Source organism: Aeromonas bivalvium (assembly GCF_000819765.1).
Classification (GTDB): domain Bacteria; phylum Pseudomonadota; class Gammaproteobacteria; order Enterobacterales; family Aeromonadaceae; genus Aeromonas; species Aeromonas bivalvium.
The window spans coordinates 137,952-158,419 of record NZ_CDBT01000054.1 but is presented as its reverse complement, the minus strand read 5'-3'; the positions used below and the strand labels follow the sequence as shown (position 1 = coordinate 158,419).

Sequence of the window (20,468 nt, the reverse complement as noted above, 5' to 3'; positions counted from 1 at the left end):
CCGGACATAAAAATCCCCCGCTTTCAATATAAAAGCGGGGGATCGTCAGCGTCTCATGGCGGCTTAACCGAGCAGGAAGGCCTTGAGGCGGCCAAAGTCTGCGGGCAGGTTGTGGGAGAGCAGCAGCAGCGCGGCGTGCTTGGCGAGCGGGCCGGGCAGCGGCACATCCAGACTCAGGATCTCGTCCACCGACTCCTTGAACTTGGCAGGATGGGCGGTGCAGAGAAACACCCCTACTTCATCTTCTGCCAGCTGCTCGTTCAGCAGATCCCAGGCGATGGCGCCGTGGGGCTCGCACAGGTAATCCTGCTGATGCAGGCGTTTGAGCGCATCGCGAGTCTGGGCATCGTCACGCATGCCGGACCCCAGGGTCTCCAGCGCCCAACCGTTGCGACGGCACAGCTCCTCTACCCGCGGCCAGTTGTTGGGGCGGCTCACGTCCATGGCATTCGACAGCGTTGCCACCGTCTGGTGCGGCTCCCACTGGCCGGTTTTCAGGTAGCGCGGCACGGTATCGTTGGCGTTGGTGGCGGCGATAAAGCGCTTCACCGGCAGACCCAGCGCCTTGGCAATAAGGCCCGCAGTGAGGTTGCCGAAGTTGCCGGACGGCACGCTGATGACCGCCTTGGCACGATCGGCTTTCGGCAACTGGGCCACGGCCTCGAAGTAGTAGCAGACCTGGGCCAGCAGGCGGCTGATATTGATGGAGTTGGCGGAGTTAAGGCCAATCGCCTTCTTCAGCGCCTCGTCGTCAAAGGCATCTTTGACCAGCGCCTGGCAGGCATCGAAGTCGCCGTCGATGGCGATGGTGCGGATGTTGCCACCCAGGGTGCAGAACAGCGCCTCCTGCAACGGGCTTATCTTGCCCTTGGGATAGAGGATCACCACTTCAATCCCCTCCAGGCCGTAGAAGGCGTGGGCCACGGCGGCGCCGGTGTCGCCGGAGGTGGCGGTGAGTATGGTGATCTTGTCGTTGGTCCTGAACGCGGCGAGGCACTGGGCCATGAAGCGGCCGCCGAAGTCCTTGAACGCCAGGGTCGGGCCGTGGAACAGCTCGAGGGCATAGGTGCCGTCTTTCAATTTGACCAGGGGCGCCGGGAAGGTGAAGGCGGCGTCGATAAGCTCGCTCACCTTAGGCTTGGGAACTTCGTCACCCAGCAGGTGGCTCAGGATGCGCGCCGAGCGCTCGGCCAGCGGCAGCGCCAGCAGGGCATCCACGTCGGCCAGCGGCTCGAGCTGCTCGGGGAAGAAGAGCCCCTGCTCGCGGCCCAGACCCTGACGCACCGCCTGGGCGAAGCTCACCTGTTCACTCTTGTCCTTGATGTTGTAAAGATTCATAGCTCGCTTCCTGTTACCCGTGCCCCGGCCATGTCCAGTTTGCAGACCCGGGCAAATCCATCTTCATTGCGCACTAAGTGCGCCTCCATCCACTCTTTCATCCGCTCGGCCTGGGCCAGATCCTTCATCACCACGAACACGGTGGGACCGGACCCCGAGATGCCGGTGGCGAGCGCCCCGTTCTGGGCCCCCTGGGCCCGCACCTCGTTGAAGCCTTCAATCAGGGCCGCACGGTAAGGCTCGGCGATCACGTCTTTCAGCACGCTGGCGGCCAATCCCTCCTGACCCGTGTAACTGGCGTGCACAAACGCAGCCAGACGGCGACCATAGGTGAGGCAGTCCTGGCGGCGATACTGGGCCGGCAGGATGGCGCGGGCGGCGGCGGTGGAAACCACAGTGCCCGGGTAGCAGACCACCCAGTACCACTGCTCGAACACAGGTATGCCCTGGCTGATGACGCCCCCCTCTTCCAGCACCAGCTGCATGCCCCCCAGATAACAGGGGGCCACGTTGTCGTAATGGACGGAGCCGGAGATCTTGCCTTCCATCTCCCCCATCAAGAGCAGCAGGTCGTGTTCATTGAGAGGAGCGCCGTGGAAGGCGTTGAGGCCTTCGAGTGCCGCCACCACGCTGCAGGCACTGGAGCCGAGGCCCGAGCCCACCGGCAGGTTCTTCTCAAGCACCATCTCCAGCGGCTTGAGTGTCAGGCCGCGCTTCTCCAGCGCCTCGCCGTAGACGAGCCAGCAGTCATAAAGGATGTTCTTCTTCGGATCGTCCGGCAGCTTGTGGGCATAGCGGCCCACACAGGAGAGGGCAAACGCCACATCGGCCGCCTTTACCTGGACGCGATCCCCAAGCAGGGAGCCATCCACGGGGGCGAGCGCCGCCCCCAGTACATCGAAGCCCACACTCAGGTTGGCGCTGGAGGCCGGGGCATAGGCGACCACGCTGCCGCCCTGCACCATGGCATCTTGTTCAAAATCGGGGTTCATCGCTGAACTCATGTTACAGCTCCTGCTTCCAGTTCTGGGTGCGCAGCACGTCGGCGAAAACGCCGGCGGCAGTCACTTCGGTTCCTGCGCCATAGCCGCGCAGCACCAGCGGAATGGGCTGGTAATAGGTGGAGAAGAAGGCGAGCGCGTTCTCCCCGTCTTTGACCTTGAACAGGGGCTCGTCGGCGCCGACCGCCTTGATGGCGACCTTGCACTTGCCCCCCTCGATGGAGCCGACGTAGCGCAGCACCTTGCCCTCACGCTGGGCCGCCGCAAACTGATCGCGGAACCAGCCATCGGCCTCGGGCAGGCGGGCCATGAAGGCATCCACGTCGCCACTGACATCAAAGCCCGGCGGCAGCGCCTGCTCCACCTCCACGTCGGAGAGCTCCAACGCCATGCCGGCCTCCCGGGCCAGGATGAGCAGCTTGCGGGCCACGTCCATGCCGTTGAGATCGTCGCGGGGATCCGGCTCGGTGAAGCCGTTGCCGCGGGCAATGCCGGTAGCCTCGCTAAACGACATGCCCTCGTCCAGCTTGCCGAAGATAAAGGAGAGGGACCCGGACAGGACGCCGTCGAAAGCCCGCAGCTTGTCACCGGCCTTGATGAGATTCTGCAGGTTCTCGATGACCGGCAGGCCCGCGCCCACGTTGGTCTCGTACAGGAACTTGCGGCGGGTCTGACGGGCGGTGCGGCGCAGCGCCTTGTAGTAATCGAGCGACCCGGTATTGGCCTTCTTGTTCGGGGTGACCACGTGGAAGCCGGCCGCCAGGAAGTCCGCATACTGGACGGCGACCGCCTCGCTCGAGGTGCAATCGACGATCACCGGGTTGATGAGGTGACTCTCTTCCACCAGCTTTTTGACCGCCTCCAGGCTGAAGCTGCCTTGCGCTTCCACCAGTTGTTCACGCCAGTTGGCGAGGCTCAGGCCATCCTTGTTGGCAACCATCTGGCGGCTGTTGGCGATGCCGACCACCCGCAGGCCGGTGCCCTGCTCCGCCAGTACCGGTTGCTGGCGGGCGATCTGATCCACCAGGGCCGCACCGACACCGCCCACCCCGACCACGAAGAGATCGATGAACTGCTGGCTGCCGAAGAAGTTCTGATGGCACGCCTTGATGGCCTCAGCCACCTTGCCAGAGCGCACGACCGCGGAGATGGATCGCTCGCTCGAGCCCTGGGCGATGGCGACTATGTTGATGGATGCCTGAGCCAGAGAGGTAAAGAAGCGGGCGGCCATCCCCTTGGCCGTGCGCATGCCATCGCCGATGAGGGAGATGATGGCGAGATCCTGCATGATCTCGAGCGGGTCCAGCAGCTGGTTCTTGAATTCCAGTTCGAACTCGCGCTCCAGCACCTTGCGGGTCTTGTCGCAGTCATAGCTGTGGATACAGAAGCTGACGCTGTACTCGGAAGATGACTGGGTGATGAGGACGATACTGACCCCGGCGCGGGAGACGGCGGAGAAGATGCGACCCGCCATGCCGACCATGCCCTTCATGCCGGGGCCGGAGACGTTGACCATGCACATGCCGGACAAGTCCGAGATGGCCTTCACCTTCAGATCATCATCCCCCTGCTCGGCGCCGATGAGGGTGCCCGGCCCCTGGGGATTGAAGCTGTTCTTGATGAGACAGGGGATGTGGAACTGGGCCACGGGGGCGATGGTTTTCGGGTGCAGCACCTTGGCACCGAAATAGGAGAGCTCCATCGCCTCTTTATAGGAGAGGGTTTTGAGCAGGTAGGCATCCGGCACCAGGCGCGGGTCGCAGTTGTAGCAACCTTCCACGTCGGTCCAGATCTCGCAGCATTCGGCATCCACGCAGGCAGCCAGCACGGCGGCGGAGTAATCGGAGCCGTTACGGCCCAGCAGCACGGTTTCGCCCTTGTCGCTGCCGCCGGTGAAGCCCGGCATCAGGTAGAGACAGTCGGTACGCAATCCCTTGGCGGCGAAACGCACCCGGGAGGCCTCGATGTCAACATGGGCTTCCAGGTAGCCGCCGTCGGTCACCAGCAGCTGCTCCGGCACGATGAGATCCAGCTCGAGATCGCGCACCCGCAGCAGCTCGTGCATGAAGGCGATGGAGAGGTTCTCGCCACGGCTCAGGATGTGGGCCTGGACATTGTCCGGACACTGGCCCAGCAAACGGATGCCCTGCATCAGTCGCTCCACCCGATCCAGTTCGGCGGTGAGGCGAGCCTGCAGCGCCTTGTCATCCAGCGCCGGCCAGGCCGCCTTCAAGCCGGCCAGCAGGCGGGAGAAGATGCCGTTGATCTCGAACAGGGTATTGCTGGCATCCATGCCGCGGCTGGTCTGCTCCACCAGGGCCACCAGGTGATTGGTCACCTTGGCCGGAGCCGACAGCACCAGGGCCACCTGGGACTGACCATGGGTATTGACCGCGATATCGGCTACCCGCAAGAAACGCTCTGCGTCGGCCAGTGACGACCCGCCAAACTTCAACACTCTCATTGCTTTCTCTCCCTGTAAATTGCGCAACAAAAAGGCCCGTACTGGGTGGGTACGGGCCTTTTTCTGATTTCTGTGCTTGTTCGTCAGCGCATCAACCGGCCCCAGTCCCACCTGTGGTGGTACCGGTAATAATGGTGGTGGTGATGACGTTGGTGAATAGCGGCATGACGAACACTCTTGAACGAAGCTGGCTTTTAGCAATACCCCGCCGGGCCTTGAGCTGTCAACCTAAACCTCACGACTCCTTGCGTTCAAACCGGCGGACGAGGTCTTTGCAGAGCAGATGCAGCATATTCAAATCCCGTTGCGGCAGCATAGGCACCCGGTCCATCACCCATTGGTGCAGCTTTTCATCCTGAGAGACACCGAGTTCACCAAGTATTTCTGCTGTTTTGCTCTTTAGCACCCGAACCTGACCACTGCTATCAATATTTTCTGCTACCGCTTCGGGCTCGTCGAGCAGGGGACTCAGTTCGTAGGCATACAGCATGATCGCCTGTCCCAGGTTCAAGGAGGGATAACTCACCTTGAGGGGCAGATAACTGAGCAGGTCGGCCTGGGCGAGCTGCTCGTTGGAGAGGCCCGACTCCTCGCAGCCAAACAGGATGGCCACCTTCTCAAGGGAGGGCTTGGCGCGGATCTGATCCCGCACCTCCCCCGGAGTGAGGTAGTGCTGGTAGCGGCCACGCTGGCGCGCCGTGGTGGCGATCACCAGATCCATGTCCGCCAGGGCCTCTGGCAAGGTATCGAACGCCTCGGCATTGGCCAGGATCTCCTGAGCGCCGTGGGCGACCCAGCTCGCCTCCTCCTCCTGATGGACACGGCTCGCCACGACCCGCATGGCGTCAAAGCCCATGGTCTTCATGGCGCGGGCGGCCGCCCCGACATTCTGTGGGCGGGCGGGCGCCATCAGGACAAAATAGAGCTTCATGGGTACTTCCTCGCGGGCAGGGCTGCAAAGGGGCGAAATCTACCGCTTATCCCCGAAAAATGCCACTTGAACAGATGTTTTAATGTTGCCATAGTGGCCGTGAACGTCGGTGAAATCAGGGGCAGATGGGGCCGAACAACCACAAGGAAGGTGGCAATGGAAACAACATTGGGACAGGCGGTGGCGGAGACCATACTGCAGCGGTTCGAATCATTTTACAGCCGGTTTCTCGAGATAACCCAGGGCAGCAAGAGCCGCTTCGAGAACGGGGACTGGCTCGGCGTCCAGCTAGCGGGGCGCGAGCGCATCCGTCTCTATGATCACCATGTCGGCGCCACCACGGCGCAGATCAAACAGATGATGGGAGAGCAGTTGCCGACCCAGGCCCTGCTCAAGCAGGTGAAGGGGGCCTTCAGCGATCTGCTGCCGGGCTGCGCCAACTTCGAGGTGGCGGAGTCCTTCTTCAACTCCGTCTACCGGCGCATCTTCCGCCATCGCAACATCCGCGACGAAAATCTCTACATACACCCGTTTCGCAGTCGCGGCGAGCACCCGGATCTGTCGGCCCTTCTGCGGATTTATCCCAGCAGCCAGGCAGACCTGCCCCAGACCCTGCGTCAGCTGTTTGCCGATTACCCCTTCACCCTGCCCTTTGAGGACAAGGAGCGCGACCTCGGTGACATCTGTCGCCATCTCCACGACCATGGCCCGGCACAGATGCGCGAGGGCCCCTTCACCCTGGAGCTGCTGCGCGAGGTGTTCTATCGCAACAAGGGGGCCTATCTGGTGGGGCTCGTCAGGGCCGGGGATCGGGTGTTTCCCTTCATACTGCCCCTGCTGAGCACGGGGCAGAGCATCTATGTGGACACCGTCATCTTCGAGCCCGAGCTCGCTTCCATCGTGTTCGGCTTCGCCCGCGCCTACTTCATGGTCTATGCCCCTGAGCCAGCGCTGGTCGTCGCCTTCTTGCGCCAGATCCTGCCCCACAAGCCGGACTATGAACTCTACAACGCCATCGGCTGCCAGAAGCACGGCAAGACGGAGTTCTATCGCCATTACCGCCAGCATCTGGCCATGAGCCGGGATAGCTTCGTCATCGCGCCTGGCATCAAGGGGATGGTGATGAGCGTGTTCACCCTCCCCTCCTACGACGTGGTATTCAAGGTGATCAAGGACGAGTTTACTCCCCCCAAGGATGTGAGCCACGAGCAGGTCAAGGCGAAGTACGGGCTGGTCAAACAGCACGACAGGGTCGGCCGCATGGCCGATACCCAGGAGTTCACCAACTTCGAGTTTCCCCTGGAGAGGATTTCCCCCGAACTGCTGGGCGAGTTGCAACGGGTTGCACCTTCAGCACTGACCCTCACCGCCGACAAGCTGGTGATCAAGCACCTCTACACGGAGCGCAAGATGATCCCCCTCAATCTCTATCTGGATCAGGCGGACGAGCAGCAGACCCGACTGGCCCTTGAGGAGTACGGCAACGCCATCCGCCAGCTGGCGGCGGCCAACATCTTCCCCGGCGACATGCTGTTCAAGAACTTCGGGGTGACCCGCCACGGCCGTGTAGTCTTCTACGACTACGACGAGATCTGCTACATGACGGAGTGCAACTTTCGCCAGATCCCGCCGCCACGCTACCCGGAAGACGAACTCAGCGCCGAGCCCTGGTACTCGGTGGCCCCCAACGACATCTTTCCCGAAGAGTTCGCCACCTTCCTGCTGCAAAAACCCCAGGTCAGAAGCATCATGATGGCACTGCACAAGGAGCTGTTCGATGCCAGCTACTGGCAAGGGCTGCAACGCAACATCCAGGGGGGGGCCTTCGAGGATGTCTACCCCTATCGGCGCAAGAAGCGCTTTCGCTACCAGCAAGGAGAGGGTGAGCCAGCGGCGGAGCCATCCAGAACGGGGGCTGCCAAGCCCTGAGCCAGAAAATGCAGAGGGGCGCCGCGGCGCCCCTCCCTTTTGCTCAGGCAAAAGCCAGCCCTGTCAACCCTGAGTCATGAAAGCATCAGACCAGGTAGCGGACGCGACAGACTCTGACCCGCCACGGCGTGTCACTGAGCCGGTCTGGCCTCGAAGGTGAGCAGGGTCGTCTGGCTCGCATCCTTGAGCACCAGCTGATTGGCGCTGACCTGGTAGCTGGCAACCTGGCTCAGCTTCTGGAAATAATCCCCCTCCCTTGCCATCAGATCCCCCGGACACATCATGCGGGTTGCTCCCATGCCCGTCAGGGTCAGGGCCTGCTCATCGAGCTGGGTGATCCCGCCAAAGTAGCGGTTGCACCCACCCTTGCCGGCGACCTTGCCTTCGGAGACCTGCAGGGTAAAACCATCGCCATCGGCCCCTTGCAGCTGCCAGGGGTGTGCCTGCAGTTGTGCCGTGTTGGAGCCGGATGTCATGGCGCAGCCTCCCAGGGCCAGGGCGGCCAGCAGCATCAGATTCTTGTTCATGGGATCCCCTCTCGGTTGTGTGCAATAAAATGGACGGCTCTGTTTACCATGCTGAACGCGCAAAGCAAACCCCTTCAATTTTGAATGAGTCCCTTTACAGCATGCTGGCATGTGCCATGCTTGTGATCCTGTTCGGGACCCATGGAGGGGGAATGAATGGCTAACTCACTCATCTGTCTGCTGTTATCTGCTTGTAGCCTCAACTGCATCGCCGCCGACTGGGATCTGCTCGACCAGGATCCCGGTGAGGGGGAGGTCTATCTGAGGAGCTATTCGGGAATACTGCAAGACCCCAGAGGAGATGGCAGAGCAGATCCCTTCGATACCTGGCTTATCAACACGGGTTACCAGTACAACATCATGGATGATGTCACTCTCTTCATGGAAGGAGGGCCGGCCGGCTCGACCGATACCCGCAAGGCCGGGTTCAACCTGGCCTCGGGATTACGTTACCAGCTAAGCCCGCAACTCCATGTCGGCAGCCAGCTCAGCCAGCGTGAGCTGGGCAGCGCCACCACCCAGCTCGAACTCAACAGCCGACTGCAGCTCCCCTACCTGGCGCTGACCGCCAACTATGGCATCAGCCCCCTCACGGCCGAGCAGTCGCTGAGCATCGGCATGGGGTTTCATTTCTGATGATCAGATGAGGCGACTGGCACTGACCACGACGCCATTGAGATCCGCATAGACGAAATCCCCAGGCGATATGGTGACCCCGGCGAAATGCAGGACAGCCCCTTCCGTACCCATGCCACGTTTCTCGGTTTTGACCGGACAGGCCGCCAGCGCCTTGACGCCGAGGGCCAGTGTGTTGAGGGTAGCCACATCCCGCACGGCGCCATGAATGATAAACCCGGCCCACCCGGAGTCGACCGCCTTGATGGCAAGCTGATCCCCTAGCAGGGCACGCCGCACCGAACCACCGCCATCGATGACCATGACGCGGCCATGGCCGGGCCGGGCCACCAGATCCCGCACCAGGCTGTTGTCCTCGAAACAGGAGAGGGTCACCGCCTCACCATAGAAGATGGCGTTCGCGCCAAAGTGTTGAAACAGGGGCTCTGCCACTTGCAAGGCATCGCCATGCTCGTCGCAAAGATCCGGCAGCAGATCCAGCATGATTCACTCCTCTCCTTGGATATGGTGTTGCTCATTGTTTCATCAAGCTCAGGGATGAACAAGACTGAACGAGTCCCCCCGCAGCACACTCCTGCTGACGATCTCCTGCTGGCGAAGAGCCCCGCCATTCATCTCCCTGGCGCTGTCATCGCACTCTGGCGCCAGAATGAGCCTATCTCCCCCAGGCAGACGGCGGACCCGTCCAGCAAGACGGGTTGCAACCAGAGTTGGCCCTGCTCGACCCGATAAAGGGCATTCTGACCGAAACGCGCCGCCAGGGCATGTCCCTCCTCGGCGGAGCATGCCAGGGCCAGCGACCACTCCTGCCAGTGCATCTCGGGATCACCGGCCTGGATCGGAAAACGATGCTCCCACCCGGTGACGGCGCGCAGCAGAGCGCGGGTGCGCCGCCCATTGCGCCTCTCCCCCACCGCCAGGCTGGCGGGGTTGCAGGCGGTCAAAATGGTGTAACCAGGCCAGGTTGGCGCGGAAAACGGGGCGATAAAGCAGATATTTCTGTAGTTTTCCCACAAAATCATGTCAATCATATGTTACATTTCATTACATAAATAAGTGGCGAAAAGCGGGTGCAGCCCCACTATTATGCTGCCAGGTCAGGGTTTGACCTATATCAAACCAGAGTTAAAAAGTTGCTATCTGACAGCAAAGACTGTTGTTATGCGCCTGTTAACTGATAAAATGCGGCAACTTTACGTAATGGACTACCTTTCCGGCTTCTCTCTCCCGCCAGGGTTGAGAGCCTTCAGATGGCGCAGGGATGTTGGCCAGCATTGATACCAAATTCGTGATTACCCGATCCTAAGCTCATACCCAGGATGACGTAATAAATTTTCAGGCTCCGTCCTAGACGGCTCGGGTAACGCCAAAAGTGTTAAAATTTAGCTAATTAACTGATAAGAATCTGGGAAAACTCATGCAAACACCACATATTCTGATCGTCGAAGACGAGCTGGTTACCCGCAATACCCTCAAAAGCATCTTCGAAGCCGAAGGCTACGTCGTGCTGGAAGCCAATAACGGTGACGAGATGCACCAGGCCCTGACCAGCCACACCATCAATCTGGTGATCATGGACATCAACCTGCCGGGCAAAAATGGTCTGCTGCTGGCCCGCGAATTGCGCGAGGATGACAACATTGCCCTGATGTTCCTGACGGGTCGGGATAACGAGGTGGACAAGATCCTGGGGCTGGAGATTGGCGCTGACGACTATATTACCAAGCCGTTCAACCCCCGCGAGCTGACCATACGGGCACGCAATCTGCTGAGCCGCACCATGAATGTGCTGCCCGGTGGTGAAGACAAGAAGCAGGTCGAACGCTACCTGTTCAACGGCTGGGCTCTGGACATCAACAGCCGGGCCCTGGTCAGCCCGACCGGCGACATGTTCAAGCTGCCCCGCTCCGAGTTTCGCGCCATGCTGCACTTCTGTGAAAACCCGGGCCAGATCCAGACCCGTGCCGAGCTGCTCAAGAAGATGACAGGCCGCGAGCTCAAGCCCCACGACCGCACCGTGGACGTGACCATACGCCGCATCCGCAAGCACTTCGAGAGCGTGGGGGATACCCCAGAGATCATCGCCACCATCCATGGCGAAGGCTACCGCTTCTGCGGCGAGCTCGAGCAGGAATAAGCGAGCAGACGGATAAGGAAAAGGCGCCACCCAGGCGCCTTTTTGCTGCCCGGGCGCGAGGCAAGACGGACCGGGGTTCGTGATTCAGGCCCGGCAAGCAGACAACAAAAAGCCCACTCGCAGGAGTGGGCTTTTTGCATGAAAGCTGGAGCGGGCAGCGGGAATCGAACCCGCATCATCAGCTTGGAAGGCTGAGGTAATAGCCATTATACGATGCCCGCCTGGCATCAGAGAGTACGGTGCATCTGTCGATGTCACCACGGCCTGGAAGCGCAGGGCTCCACATGCCTTGAATGTGGAGCGGGTGATGGGAATCGAACCCACGTATGCAGCTTGGGAAGCTACCGTTCTACCATTGAACTACACCCGCGTCAGGGCCTCTACTATATGCATTTTGTCGCCAAGCGCAATGGCACACTTCCCCTTTTTTACAGTAAATCAAGCTGTTCGACCAACGAATGAGCAGGTCGTTGCTTTTTACAGCACCTCGCCTCATCTCCCGAGATCGACAAGGTTGCCAAGGCCAGGGGCCGAGGATAGTCTTGCGCCACTCGAAGCGAGGAAGCTGGTAATGGATAAGAAAACCCAAACACGTCTTTATGGCTGGTTGCGCAAGCAGTCGAGTCACGGCCGCCGCTGGATCGGTCTCTCCATTTTGTGCGGACTGGGTCAAGGGAGCCTGATGGTGGCTCAGGCCTGGCTGCTGGCCACCCTGTTGCACGGCTTCATCATGGCGGGGATCCGACCCGAGCAGCAGATCCCCCTGTTCATCGCCCTGCTGCTGGTCACTCTGGGCAAGGCGCTGCTCGCCTATGGCCGGGAGGTGACCAGCTTCAAGGCCGGCGCCGCCGTGCGCCAGACCATCAGGGCACTGGTGCTGACCCGATTGAGCCGCCTTGGCCCCGCCTATATCCAGCGCCGACCGGCGGGGAGCTGGGCCAGCCTGTTGCTCGAGCAGATAGAGAACATGCAGGATTTCTTCTCGCGCTACCTGCCACAGATGGCCATCGCCGTCTTCATCCCCGTGCTGATCCTGGTGGCCGTCTTCCCGATCAACTGGGCCGCCGGCATCATACTGCTCGGTACCGCCCCCCTGATCCCGCTGTTCATGATCCTGGTAGGGGTGGGCGCCGCCGACGCCAACCGGCGCAACTTCCATGCCCTGGCCCGCCTCTCGGGTCATTTCCTCGATCGCCTCAAGGGGCTGCGCACCCTGCAACTCTTCATGCGCACCCAGGCCGAGGGCAAAGAGATTGAGGAGGCGTCGGAAGATTTTCGGGTGCGCACCATGGAGGTGCTGCGCCTGGCCTTCCTGAGCACGGCGGTGCTGGAGTTTTTCGCCGCCCTGTCGGTGGCGCTGGTGGCGGTCTACTTCGGCTTCTCCTATATCGATCACCTCAACTTTGGCAGCTACGGCGTCAAGGTCACCCTGTTTACCGGCCTGTTCGTGCTGTTTCTCGCTCCCGAGTTCTATGCCCCGCTGCGGGAGCTGGGCGCCCACTATCACGCCAAGGCCCAGGCCATCGGCGCCGCCGAGCAGCTGCTCGAATTTCTGGAGGCCGAGGTCGCCGAGCCCGCCAGCGGCAACCAGCCCTTTGCGGCCACCCGCCCGATCCGGGTCGAGGCCCGGGGCCTGGAGGTGCTGAGCGCCGAGGGCAAGGTGCTGGTCGGCCCCCTCGATTTCACCCTGGCGCCCGGCTCGCGCACTGCCCTGGTCGGGGTCAGCGGGGCGGGCAAGAGCTCCCTGGTCAACGCCCTGCTCGGTTTCGCCCCCTATCGCGGCGAGCTCAAGGTCGATGGCCAGGAGCTGGCCAGCCTGGACATGAGTCAATGGCGTCTGAGCCTGGGCTGGCTCTCCCAGAATCCGCAACTGTTTCATGCCTCCTTGCGCGACAACCTGTTGCTGGCCAGACCGACGGCCAGCGACCGCGAGCTGGAAGAGGCCCTCAAGGGCGCCCAGGCCTGGGAATTTGCCAGGGAAAAGGGGCTCGACTATCCCCTCGGCGATCAGGCCGGTGGTCTCTCCGTCGGTCAGGCCCAACGCCTGGCCCTGGCCCGCACCCTGCTCAAGTCCACCCAGCTGATGGTGCTGGATGAGCCCACAGCTAGCCTGGACCGGCTTTCGGAGCGGGCCATCATGGCGAGCCTGGAGCAAGCGATGGCGGATCAGACCCTGCTGATGATCACCCACAGACTCGATCAGCTCAGCACCATGGATCAGATCCTGGTGCTGGCCGATGGCAACTTGGTCGAGCAGGGTCACTATCACACCCTGAGCGAGGGGCAGGGTCCCTTCGCCCAGCTCTTGTCCCAACGCGCCGGGGGATCTCTCGATGACTGATTTATTGCCGTTTCTGCGTCTCTATCGCCAGCACTGGCTGAGCCTCTCCCTGGGCTTGCTGCTCGCCCTGGTCACCCTGGTGGCCGGCATGGGACTGCTCTCCCTCTCCGGCTGGTTCCTCTCTGCCGCCGCCGTGGCCGGCATGGCGGTCGCCACCCGCGATACCTTCAACTACATGACCCCGGCCGGGGGAGTACGTTTTTTCTCCATCGTCCGTACCGCGGGCCGCTGGGGGGAGCGAGTGGTCAGCCATGATGCCACCTTCCGGGTGCTGACCCGGCTGCGGGTCTGGTTCTGGCAAAAGCTCTCCCCGCTCTCCACCGGCGCCCTGGCCGGTTTTCGTCAGGCGGATCTGCTCAACCGACTGGTGGCCGACATCGACGCCATGGACCACGTCTACCTGCGTCTGCTCACCCCCATAGGGGCGGCTCTGCTCAGCACAGCCGGTCTGGTCTTCTTCCTGTCGTTCTTTGACGGGCGCCTCGCCCTGATCCTGGGGGCCATCCTGCTGTTTGGCATGCTGGCCCTGCCCCTGGTCTTCTATTTTGCCGGGCGCGCGCCGGGCCGCCAGCTCATCGCCGAGAAGTCAAACCTGCGTACCCGCATGGTGGACTATCTGGACGGTCAGGCCGAGTTGCAGATGTTCGCCGCCGCCCCCCAGTCCCTCGCCGAGCTGCAAGAGGCCGAGCAGGCCCTGATCCGCGCCCAGGCCCGCATGGCCCGGGTGAGCGGCCTGGCCAATGCCTCCGTGCAGCTGCTCAGCGGCTGGACCCTGACCCTGATGCTCTGGCTCGCCGGCCATGGGGTGGGGGGCGCGGTGCCGGATCCCAAGACGGCCCTGATGGTGTTCGCGACCCTGGCAAGCTTCGAGGCTCTGCTGCCCCTGGCCGGAGCCTTCCAGCACCTCTCCACCAGCCTGGCCTCGGCCCGCCGCCTCAACGAGATACTGCAAGATGCCCGCCCCCCCGTCTGGGGGTCGCACACTCGGCGCGCCGAAGGGGGAGCCTTGCAGCTGAGCAAGCTCCACTTCGCCTATCCTGGCAACCCCCAGCCCGTGCTGCACGGCTGCTCCCTCACCTTGCAGGCCGGCGAGAAGCTGGCGCTGCTGGGTCAAACGGGTTGCGGCAAATCCACCCTGATGGGACTGCTGACCCGGGAGTGGACGCCCCAGTCCGGCCAGATCCTGCTGGCCGGGATCCCGCTCACCGACTACAGCGAGGAGGCCCTGCGCGCCTCCCTCTCTGTGGTGAGCCAGCGGGTGCATCTGTTTGCCGCCACCTTGCGAGACAACCTCACCCTGGCGGCGCCCGATGCCAGCGATGCACGGCTCACCGAGGTGCTGCAACAGGTCGGGCTCGATGCCCTGCTCAGGGATGAAGCCGGGCTGGATGCCTGGCTCGGGGATGGCGGTCGTCCGCTCTCCGGTGGGGAGCGCCGCCGGATCGGCATCGCCCGCGCCCTGCTGCACGATGCCCCGCTCTGGCTGCTGGACGAGCCCACCGAGGGCCTCGACAGCCGGACCGAGCGCGATATCATGGCGCTGCTGATGAGGTTGGGGTCCGATCGGGCCATATTGCTCATCTCCCACCGACTGACGGGTCTGGAGCAGATGGACAGGATAGCCCTGATGGAGCAGGGCCAGATCCGGCTGTGCGCCCCTCACCAGGCGCTGCTGGCCGACGACTACTACCAGAGCCTGTATCGGCGGCTGGCCCCGGCCTGATCGCCATCCGCCATGGTCCGGCTTCCCGGGCCGCCAGATAAAATAGGGGCTGGTCGCCGGTGGCGACTGGCCCCTATAATGTTGCCCTCACTGATCAACAAGATGCCGATATGAAACCCCTGATCCTGATGATGCCCCTGCTCGCCTCCGGCTGTGCCAACTTCGCCTTCAACAGCAACCTGGACAAGGAGAACTTCGATGAGTACTTCAAGCCGGGCCGTGTGACCATCTATGATCAGGCCGACCTGGCCGAGCTCAACTACCTCTACCTCGGCACAGTGGAAGGGGAATCTTGCCAGAGCGATGCCAACCAGCCGGTCCCCAATGCCGGGGAGGCCCGTACCCTGGCCCGGCGCCGAGCGGCCGACATGGGGGGCAACGGCATCACCATCGACAAGTGCGCCGAGTACAGCGATGTCCCTGGCTGCCTCAAGCAGATCATCTGCTACGGTCAGGCCCTCAAGGTCGCCGAACAAAAATAAGTCCCGACCCCGGCCTGGCCGGGGTGCTTGTTTCTGCCTCCCCCCGTACCAGACCCGTCGCCCCGGTTGACCCGCCCCCTCGGCCGGGGGCAGGATCAGGACAACCCGTCCCATGTCCGTCATCAGGAGGCAAGATGAGCATTCATATCGTGCGCCTCGGCAGCCCGCGCCAGCCGGGAGAGGGGCTGCGCATCGGCACGGTACGCCGCCCGCCCCGCGGCGTGCCCAGGCAGGAATTTGCCAGCCAGGATTGGTATGACGTCTGGTATCCCGACCTCGCCCCCAGCAACGACACCATGAAGCTGGGTCGGGGGGCCACCAGTCAGGCCCAGTGGGCGCACTTCGTGCGTCAATACAAGAAAGAGATGAACAGCCCCCAGGCGAGACACAGCCTGGCCCTGCTCGCGGCCCTCTCCCACCATACGGATATCGCCATCGGCTGCTACTGCGAGCAGGAGGCCCACTGCCACCGCGCCGTGCTGCGCCAGCTGCTCGTCGAGCTGGGGGCCAACCTGGCCTGATACCGTGCCTACCAGAGATCGATCAGGGTCAGCAGCAAGATCCCCAGGGCCGCCCCCAGCATGCTGGTGAAGGTGAGCACCATGCCCAGGATCCGGAACCTGAACTCCTCTTTGGGCTGACTGATGCCATAGGCATGCAGGCTGCGGCCACACAGCAGAAGCAGTGACAGCCCGTGCACCAGGGGGATGGGGCCGCCCAGACCGTCGAAGAAGAGGATGAGCAGCAGGCACAGGGGCACGTATTCGGCGAAGTTGCCATGGGCACGGATGGCGCGGGTGAGCCGCGGCTCCTGCCTGTCCCCCACCGCCACCTGAAGCTGGCGACGCAAACGCACCACCCTCAGGCTCAGATAGACAAACAGGCAGGCCAGCAGGGCGGCATAGGGGGCGACTATCATAGGGATTCCTCCAGATGGGCGGGGACGATCAGTGGCAGCACTATAGCCGCACCGCTCTCCCCTGGCGATGGCGTCCGCCTCGGCCCGCTCATGCCTTTTGCAGGGAACTGTGCTAGATTGCCCCCGATTTTCTACCCTCTCCATTCTGCTTGGGCCGCGCCGCGTGAAATTCGACATCGATACCCTGGGGGTGATCCACTCCCCCTACAAGGAGAAGTTTGCCATCCCTCGCCAACCCGGTCTGGTCACCGCCAGCCGCGCCCGGCTCGAGTTGCTGCCCCCCTACGATCAGCCCGACGTGCTGCGGGGCATAGAGCAATTTTCCCACCTCTGGCTCAGCTTCGTGTTTCACCAGACCATGGATCAGGGCTGGCACCCGACGGTGCGCCCGCCGCGCCTGGGTGGCAACGAGCGGGTCGGCGTGTTCGCCACCCGCTCCACCTTTCGCCCCAACCCGCTGGGTCTGTCGGTGGTGGAGCTGCTCGGCGTCGGCCGCGAGCGTGGCAAGTTGTGGCTGGATCTGGGCGCCGTGGATCTGCTGGACGGCACCCCTGTCGTCGACATCAAGCCCTACATCCCCTACGCCGACAGCCTGCCCCACGCCCGGGGTGGCTTCGCCCCCGAGGCCCCCACCCCGCCGCTCACCGTGCGTTTCAGCCCAGAGGCGGAGCAGCAGCTGCAACCCTGGCGCCAGGCCCATCCCGAGCTGCGTCAGCTGGTGAGCGAGGTGCTGGCCCAGGATCCTCGCCCCGCCTACAAGCAGGGCAAGCCGGACGACAAGATCTACGGGGTTCGCCTGTTCGACCTCAATGTGCGCTTTCGCATCCGGGAGCCCGAGTGCGAGGTGCTGGCCATAGAGCCCGCCTGACACGGCCGTACCGAGGCAGTGGCGTCACATCCTGTTGCCAACAAAAAAGGGCTCATTAAGAGCCCTTTTTGCTGGCTTGCTCCCGACGGCAAGAGGTCGCTTCACCCTCGCTCGAGCAGCAGGCTGCCGATGGAATAACCGGCCCCGAACGAGCAGAGCACGCCGCGAGCACCGCTCGGCAGATCCTGCTGATGCAGATGGAAGGCAATGATGGAACCGGCCGAGCTGGTGTTGCCGTAACGGTCCAGGATCACCGGAGCCTCCTCCTGGCTGGCGTCGTGGCCCAGCAGCTTGCGGGCGATGAACTGGTTCATGGTGAGGTTCGCCTGATGCAGCCAGAGCCGGCTCAAGCCATCGACGCCCCAGCCCTGGGCGGCCAGCTGATCGGCTATCTGGTCGCACACCAGGGGCAGCACCTCCTTGAACACCTTGCGTCCCTGCTGGCGAAACAGCTTGTCGTCGGCAAAGCGGGTGCGGGGGCTGAGCCGGTTGAGGAAGCCGAAGTTGTTGCGAATGTTGTTGGAGTATTGGGTCGTCAGCTTGCTGGCCACCAGATGCCAGGGCTTGGCCACCTTGCAATCCTCAGCACGTTCCAGCAGCACGGCGGTACAGGCGTCGCCGAAGATGAAGTGGCTGTCCCTGTCACGAAAATTGAGATGGCCCGAGCAGATCTCGGGGTTCACCACCAGCGCCAGTTTCGCCGTGCCCGCCGCCAGCAGATCCGCCGCCGTCTTGATGCCGAAGGTGGCGGATGAGCAGGCCACGTTCATGTCAAACGCCATGCCGGCCGCCCCCAGATAGTGCTGCAGTTCGATGGCCAGCGCCGGATAGGGACGGGGCATGTTGGAGGCCGCGACCATGACCAGATCGATCTCCTCGGGCCTGCGCCCGGCCGCGAGCAGCGCCTGCTCGGCGGCGGCGACCGCCATCTCCACCATGATGCTGGGCTGCTCGTCGGGGCGCTCCGCCAGCAGTGGCTGCATGATATCCGGATCCAGCACCCCTTCCTTGCTCATCAGATAGCGACTCTTGATGCCGGATGCCTTCTCGATGAAATCGCTGCTGGAGTGCTGCCTGGCCGCGAGCTGACCGGCATCGATGGCGGAAGCATTCTCCTCGTTGTAGAGGTCCACATACTGGTTGAAGGCATCCACCAGCTCCTGGTTGCTGACGGCAAAAGGCGGGGTATAGAGGCCACTGCCGCTGATCACTATCTGGGTCATCTTTGCTCCTGTGCCGGGTTGGTTCCCGGCTTATCGGGGTCGAGGCGGACGGGACGGCGACAGGCGAGTCGCAGGCCCGCCCCGGCGCCGCCGTGGCCCAAGGGGTCGTTATAACCGGGCACCCGGTGTGGGTCGGCGATTAATTCAGACGAGAGGGTATAAACCCTATATCTTGTAATAACATATTGTTATAACAAAACGTCACTTCTCATTCAGGAATCTCAGAGTAATCTTGTTTCATCGCCGTAACAAACAGGGATAGCACCATGAGCAAGATTTTTGAGGACAACAGCCAGACCATAGGTCAGACCCCGCTGGTTCGTCTCAACCGTGTTACCAAGGGCCGCGTGCTGGCCAAGATCGAGAGCCGCAACCCCAGCTTCAGCGTCAAGTGCCGCATCGGCGCCAACCTGATCTGGGATGCCGAGAAGCGCGGCGTCCTGACCCAGGGCAAGGAGATCATCGAACCCACCAGTGGTAACACCGGCATCGCTCTGGCCTTCGTGGCGGCCGCTCGTGGCTATCCCATCACCCTGACCATGCCGGCCACCATGAGCCTGGAGCGTCGCAAGCTGCTCAAGGCGCTCGGTGCCAACCTGGTGCTGACCGAAGGACCGCTGGGCATGAAGGGCGCCATCGCCAAGGCCAACGAGATCCTCGAATCCGAGCCGGGCAAGTATGTGCTGCTGCAGCAGTTCGAAAATCCCGCCAACCCCGAAATTCACGAGCAGACCACGGGCCCCGAGATCTGGGACGCCACCGACGGTGACGTGGACGTGTTCGTGGCAGGCGTCGGCACCGGCGGCACCATCACAGGGGTCTCCCGCTACATCAAGCAGACCAAGGGCAAGGCCATCGTCTCCGTGGCGGTCGAACCGGCCGAGTCCCCCGTCATCAGCCAGAAACTGGCGGGTGAAGAGATAAAGCCCGGCCCCCACAAGATCCAGGGCATAGGCGCCGGCTTCATTCCGGGCAACCTGGACCTGACCCTGCTGGACCGCGTCGAGCAGGTGAGCAGCGATGAGGCCATCGAGATGGCTCGCCGCCTGATGGAAGAGGAAGGCATCCTGGCCGGTATCAGCTCGGGCGCCGCCGTGGTGGCTGCCGCCCGTCTGGCCGAGCTGCCGGAGTTCGCAGACAAGACCATAGTCGTCGTGCTGCCGAGCGCCGCCGAACGCTACCTCTCCAGCGCCCTGTTCGCCGGCGTATTCAGCGAGCAGGAACTGCAACAGTAAGTGATGCTGGTTTCCGTAAAAATGGCGCCCCGGGTGGGCGCCGTTTTTTTTTACGCTAAACTTGTCGCCAAACAGTGCCAGTCGACCCCCTTATTTTTTGGGGTAAAATAACAAGGAGTGCTGCCACAAAAAAAGCAGACATTCTGTGATAAATCTCATATCCTGTGCGGCGTAACGCACCTTTTGCGGGTCAGGTATCACAAAGTAACAAAGTGTTATTTTTCGTTATAAAATAACGAAGAGCCAGATACAGCGCGGCTTGCGACACTTTGTTTCGGGAAATCTGACAGAGACTGCAAATACTGAACAGAAAGTTGACCTGGATTAAGCTCTTGCGGGTCTGATTTCGTTACTTTACAACATATGCATACTTAAACGGTCGAATAGCGCGGCGTCAAAGCGGCCTGATTGACCATAAAATATCAATAATATGGGGTGAACCATGTACGAGAAGTCTGTTGTTATCACTGCTGAAAACGGCCTGCACACCCGTCCGGCAGCGCAATTCGTAAAAGAAGCCAAAGAATTCCAAAGCGAGATTACTGTGGTCTCCGGTGGCAAGTCCGCCAGCGCCAAGAGCCTGTTCAAGCTGCAGACCCTGGGCCTGACCAAGGGCACCAACGTCACCATCCAGGCCGATGGCCCGGATGCCAAGCAAGCCGTTGACAAGCTGGTTGCCCTGATGGACGAGCTGGAGTAATCCGGCTCACACTC

The 20,468-nt window shown here is 62.2% G+C and carries 19 protein-coding genes, 2 tRNA genes and 1 other annotated feature; of the genes, 10 read left to right on the top strand and 11 right to left on the bottom strand.

The window, feature by feature from the left end; translation table 11 throughout:
* Window positions 1-63 precede the first annotated feature (63 nt).
* From thrC to BN1119_RS15535, 4 genes are all read right to left on the bottom strand, one after another.
* Window positions 64-1,338 (bottom strand): threonine synthase, encoded by a 1,275-nt coding sequence (gene thrC, locus BN1119_RS15550; RefSeq protein WP_041999986.1) that lies wholly within the window; start codon window positions 1,336-1,338, stop codon window positions 64-66.
* On the bottom strand, window positions 1,335-2,303 hold the full coding sequence (gene thrB / locus BN1119_RS15545; RefSeq protein WP_157438674.1) for a homoserine kinase: 969 nt from the start codon (window positions 2,301-2,303) through the stop codon (window positions 1,335-1,337). Before thrB ends, thrC begins: the two co-directional genes overlap by 4 nt.
* A gap of 40 nt (window positions 2,304-2,343) precedes the next feature.
* Window positions 2,344-4,803, bottom strand: coding sequence for a bifunctional aspartate kinase/homoserine dehydrogenase I (thrA, locus tag BN1119_RS15540; protein WP_041999980.1), 2,460 nt, complete (start codon window positions 4,801-4,803; stop codon window positions 2,344-2,346).
* A 25-nt stretch (window positions 4,804-4,828) separates the two neighbouring features.
* Window positions 4,829-4,963: a sequence feature (Thr leader region), on the bottom strand.
* A gap of 75 nt (window positions 4,964-5,038) precedes the next feature.
* Entirely contained in the window at window positions 5,039-5,734 is a 696-nt protein-coding gene (locus BN1119_RS15535; protein WP_041999977.1) for a tRNA/rRNA methyltransferase, read from the bottom strand.
* A 156-nt stretch (window positions 5,735-5,890) separates the two neighbouring features.
* On the opposite strand from BN1119_RS15535, the gene aceK reads away from it, so the two are divergent.
* Complete coding sequence (gene aceK, locus BN1119_RS15530) at window positions 5,891-7,663, top strand: bifunctional isocitrate dehydrogenase kinase/phosphatase (protein WP_041999974.1); 1,773 nt, start codon at window positions 5,891-5,893, stop codon at window positions 7,661-7,663.
* A 131-nt stretch (window positions 7,664-7,794) separates the two neighbouring features.
* Here the strand turns inward: aceK and BN1119_RS15525 are convergent, their stop codons facing one another.
* A complete protein-coding gene (locus BN1119_RS15525) occupies window positions 7,795-8,190 on the bottom strand; it encodes an META domain-containing protein (RefSeq protein ID WP_041999971.1) in 396 nt (131 codons plus the stop codon).
* Between the two features lie 156 nt (window positions 8,191-8,346).
* On the opposite strand from BN1119_RS15525, the gene BN1119_RS15520 reads away from it, so the two are divergent.
* On the top strand, window positions 8,347-8,826 hold the full coding sequence (locus BN1119_RS15520; RefSeq protein WP_041999969.1) for a hypothetical protein: 480 nt from the start codon (window positions 8,347-8,349) through the stop codon (window positions 8,824-8,826).
* Between the two features lie 3 nt (window positions 8,827-8,829).
* On the opposite strand, the gene BN1119_RS15515 is transcribed toward BN1119_RS15520, so the two are convergent.
* Together BN1119_RS15515 and BN1119_RS15510 are read right to left on the bottom strand one after the other, a co-directional pair.
* Window positions 8,830-9,309: a putative 4-hydroxy-4-methyl-2-oxoglutarate aldolase gene (locus BN1119_RS15515; protein WP_041999967.1), complete on the bottom strand. Its 480-nt coding sequence runs from the start codon at window positions 9,307-9,309 to the stop codon at window positions 8,830-8,832.
* 128 nt (window positions 9,310-9,437) lie between these two features.
* Window positions 9,438-9,857: a DUF3293 domain-containing protein gene (locus tag BN1119_RS15510; protein WP_041999965.1), complete on the bottom strand. Its 420-nt coding sequence runs from the start codon at window positions 9,855-9,857 to the stop codon at window positions 9,438-9,440.
* A 386-nt stretch (window positions 9,858-10,243) separates the two neighbouring features.
* On the opposite strand from BN1119_RS15510, the gene arcA reads away from it, so the two are divergent.
* On the top strand, window positions 10,244-10,963 hold the full coding sequence (gene arcA, locus BN1119_RS15505) for a two-component system response regulator ArcA (RefSeq protein WP_041999962.1): 720 nt from the start codon (window positions 10,244-10,246) through the stop codon (window positions 10,961-10,963).
* Between the two features lie 146 nt (window positions 10,964-11,109).
* Here the strand turns inward: arcA and BN1119_RS15500 are convergent.
* Both BN1119_RS15500 and BN1119_RS15495 read right to left on the bottom strand, forming a co-directional pair.
* Window positions 11,110-11,184 (bottom strand) — tRNA-Gly (locus BN1119_RS15500).
* Between the two features lie 75 nt (window positions 11,185-11,259).
* A tRNA-Gly gene (locus tag BN1119_RS15495) sits at window positions 11,260-11,333 on the bottom strand.
* 201 nt (window positions 11,334-11,534) lie between these two features.
* Here BN1119_RS15495 and cydD point away from each other — a divergent pair.
* The 4 genes from cydD (at window position 11,535) to BN1119_RS15475 (ending at window position 16,030) form a co-directional block, all read left to right on the top strand.
* The gene (cydD, locus tag BN1119_RS15490) at window positions 11,535-13,304 is read left to right on the top strand and encodes a heme ABC transporter permease/ATP-binding protein CydD (RefSeq protein ID WP_041999958.1); all 1,770 of its coding nucleotides are present in this window, start codon (window positions 11,535-11,537) and stop codon (window positions 13,302-13,304) included.
* Window positions 13,297-15,027 (top strand): heme ABC transporter ATP-binding protein/permease CydC, encoded by a 1,731-nt coding sequence (cydC, locus tag BN1119_RS15485; protein WP_041999955.1) that lies wholly within the window; start codon window positions 13,297-13,299, stop codon window positions 15,025-15,027. The genes cydD and cydC overlap by 8 nt, the downstream gene beginning before the upstream one ends.
* A gap of 110 nt (window positions 15,028-15,137) precedes the next feature.
* On the top strand, window positions 15,138-15,509 hold the full coding sequence (gene rcsF / locus BN1119_RS15480) for an Rcs stress response system protein RcsF (RefSeq protein ID WP_041999952.1): 372 nt from the start codon (window positions 15,138-15,140) through the stop codon (window positions 15,507-15,509).
* Between the two features lie 134 nt (window positions 15,510-15,643).
* Window positions 15,644-16,030, top strand: coding sequence for a DUF488 domain-containing protein (locus tag BN1119_RS15475; RefSeq protein ID WP_041999949.1), 387 nt, complete (start codon window positions 15,644-15,646; stop codon window positions 16,028-16,030).
* Window positions 16,031-16,038: 8 nt separating this feature from the next.
* On the opposite strand, the gene BN1119_RS15470 is transcribed toward BN1119_RS15475, so the two are convergent.
* Window positions 16,039-16,428, bottom strand: coding sequence for an MAPEG family protein (locus BN1119_RS15470; RefSeq protein ID WP_041999946.1), 390 nt, complete (start codon window positions 16,426-16,428; stop codon window positions 16,039-16,041).
* A gap of 163 nt (window positions 16,429-16,591) precedes the next feature.
* Between BN1119_RS15470 and tsaA the strand changes: the two genes are divergently transcribed.
* Window positions 16,592-17,296, top strand: a complete 705-nt coding sequence (gene tsaA / locus BN1119_RS15465) for a tRNA (N6-threonylcarbamoyladenosine(37)-N6)-methyltransferase TrmO (protein ID WP_041999943.1) — start codon at window positions 16,592-16,594, stop codon at window positions 17,294-17,296.
* 101 nt (window positions 17,297-17,397) lie between these two features.
* Here tsaA and BN1119_RS15460 read toward each other — a convergent pair whose 3' ends face one another.
* Window positions 17,398-18,519: a beta-ketoacyl-ACP synthase III gene (locus BN1119_RS15460; RefSeq protein WP_041999940.1), complete on the bottom strand. Its 1,122-nt coding sequence runs from the start codon at window positions 18,517-18,519 to the stop codon at window positions 17,398-17,400.
* 266 nt (window positions 18,520-18,785) lie between these two features.
* On the opposite strand from BN1119_RS15460, the gene cysK reads away from it, so the two are divergent.
* Complete coding sequence (cysK, locus tag BN1119_RS15455) at window positions 18,786-19,754, top strand: cysteine synthase A (protein WP_041999937.1); 969 nt, start codon at window positions 18,786-18,788, stop codon at window positions 19,752-19,754.
* 442 nt (window positions 19,755-20,196) lie between these two features.
* A complete protein-coding gene (locus tag BN1119_RS15450) occupies window positions 20,197-20,454 on the top strand; it encodes an HPr family phosphocarrier protein (protein WP_041999934.1) in 258 nt (85 codons plus the stop codon).
* The last annotated feature ends 14 nt before the right edge of the window (window positions 20,455-20,468 follow it).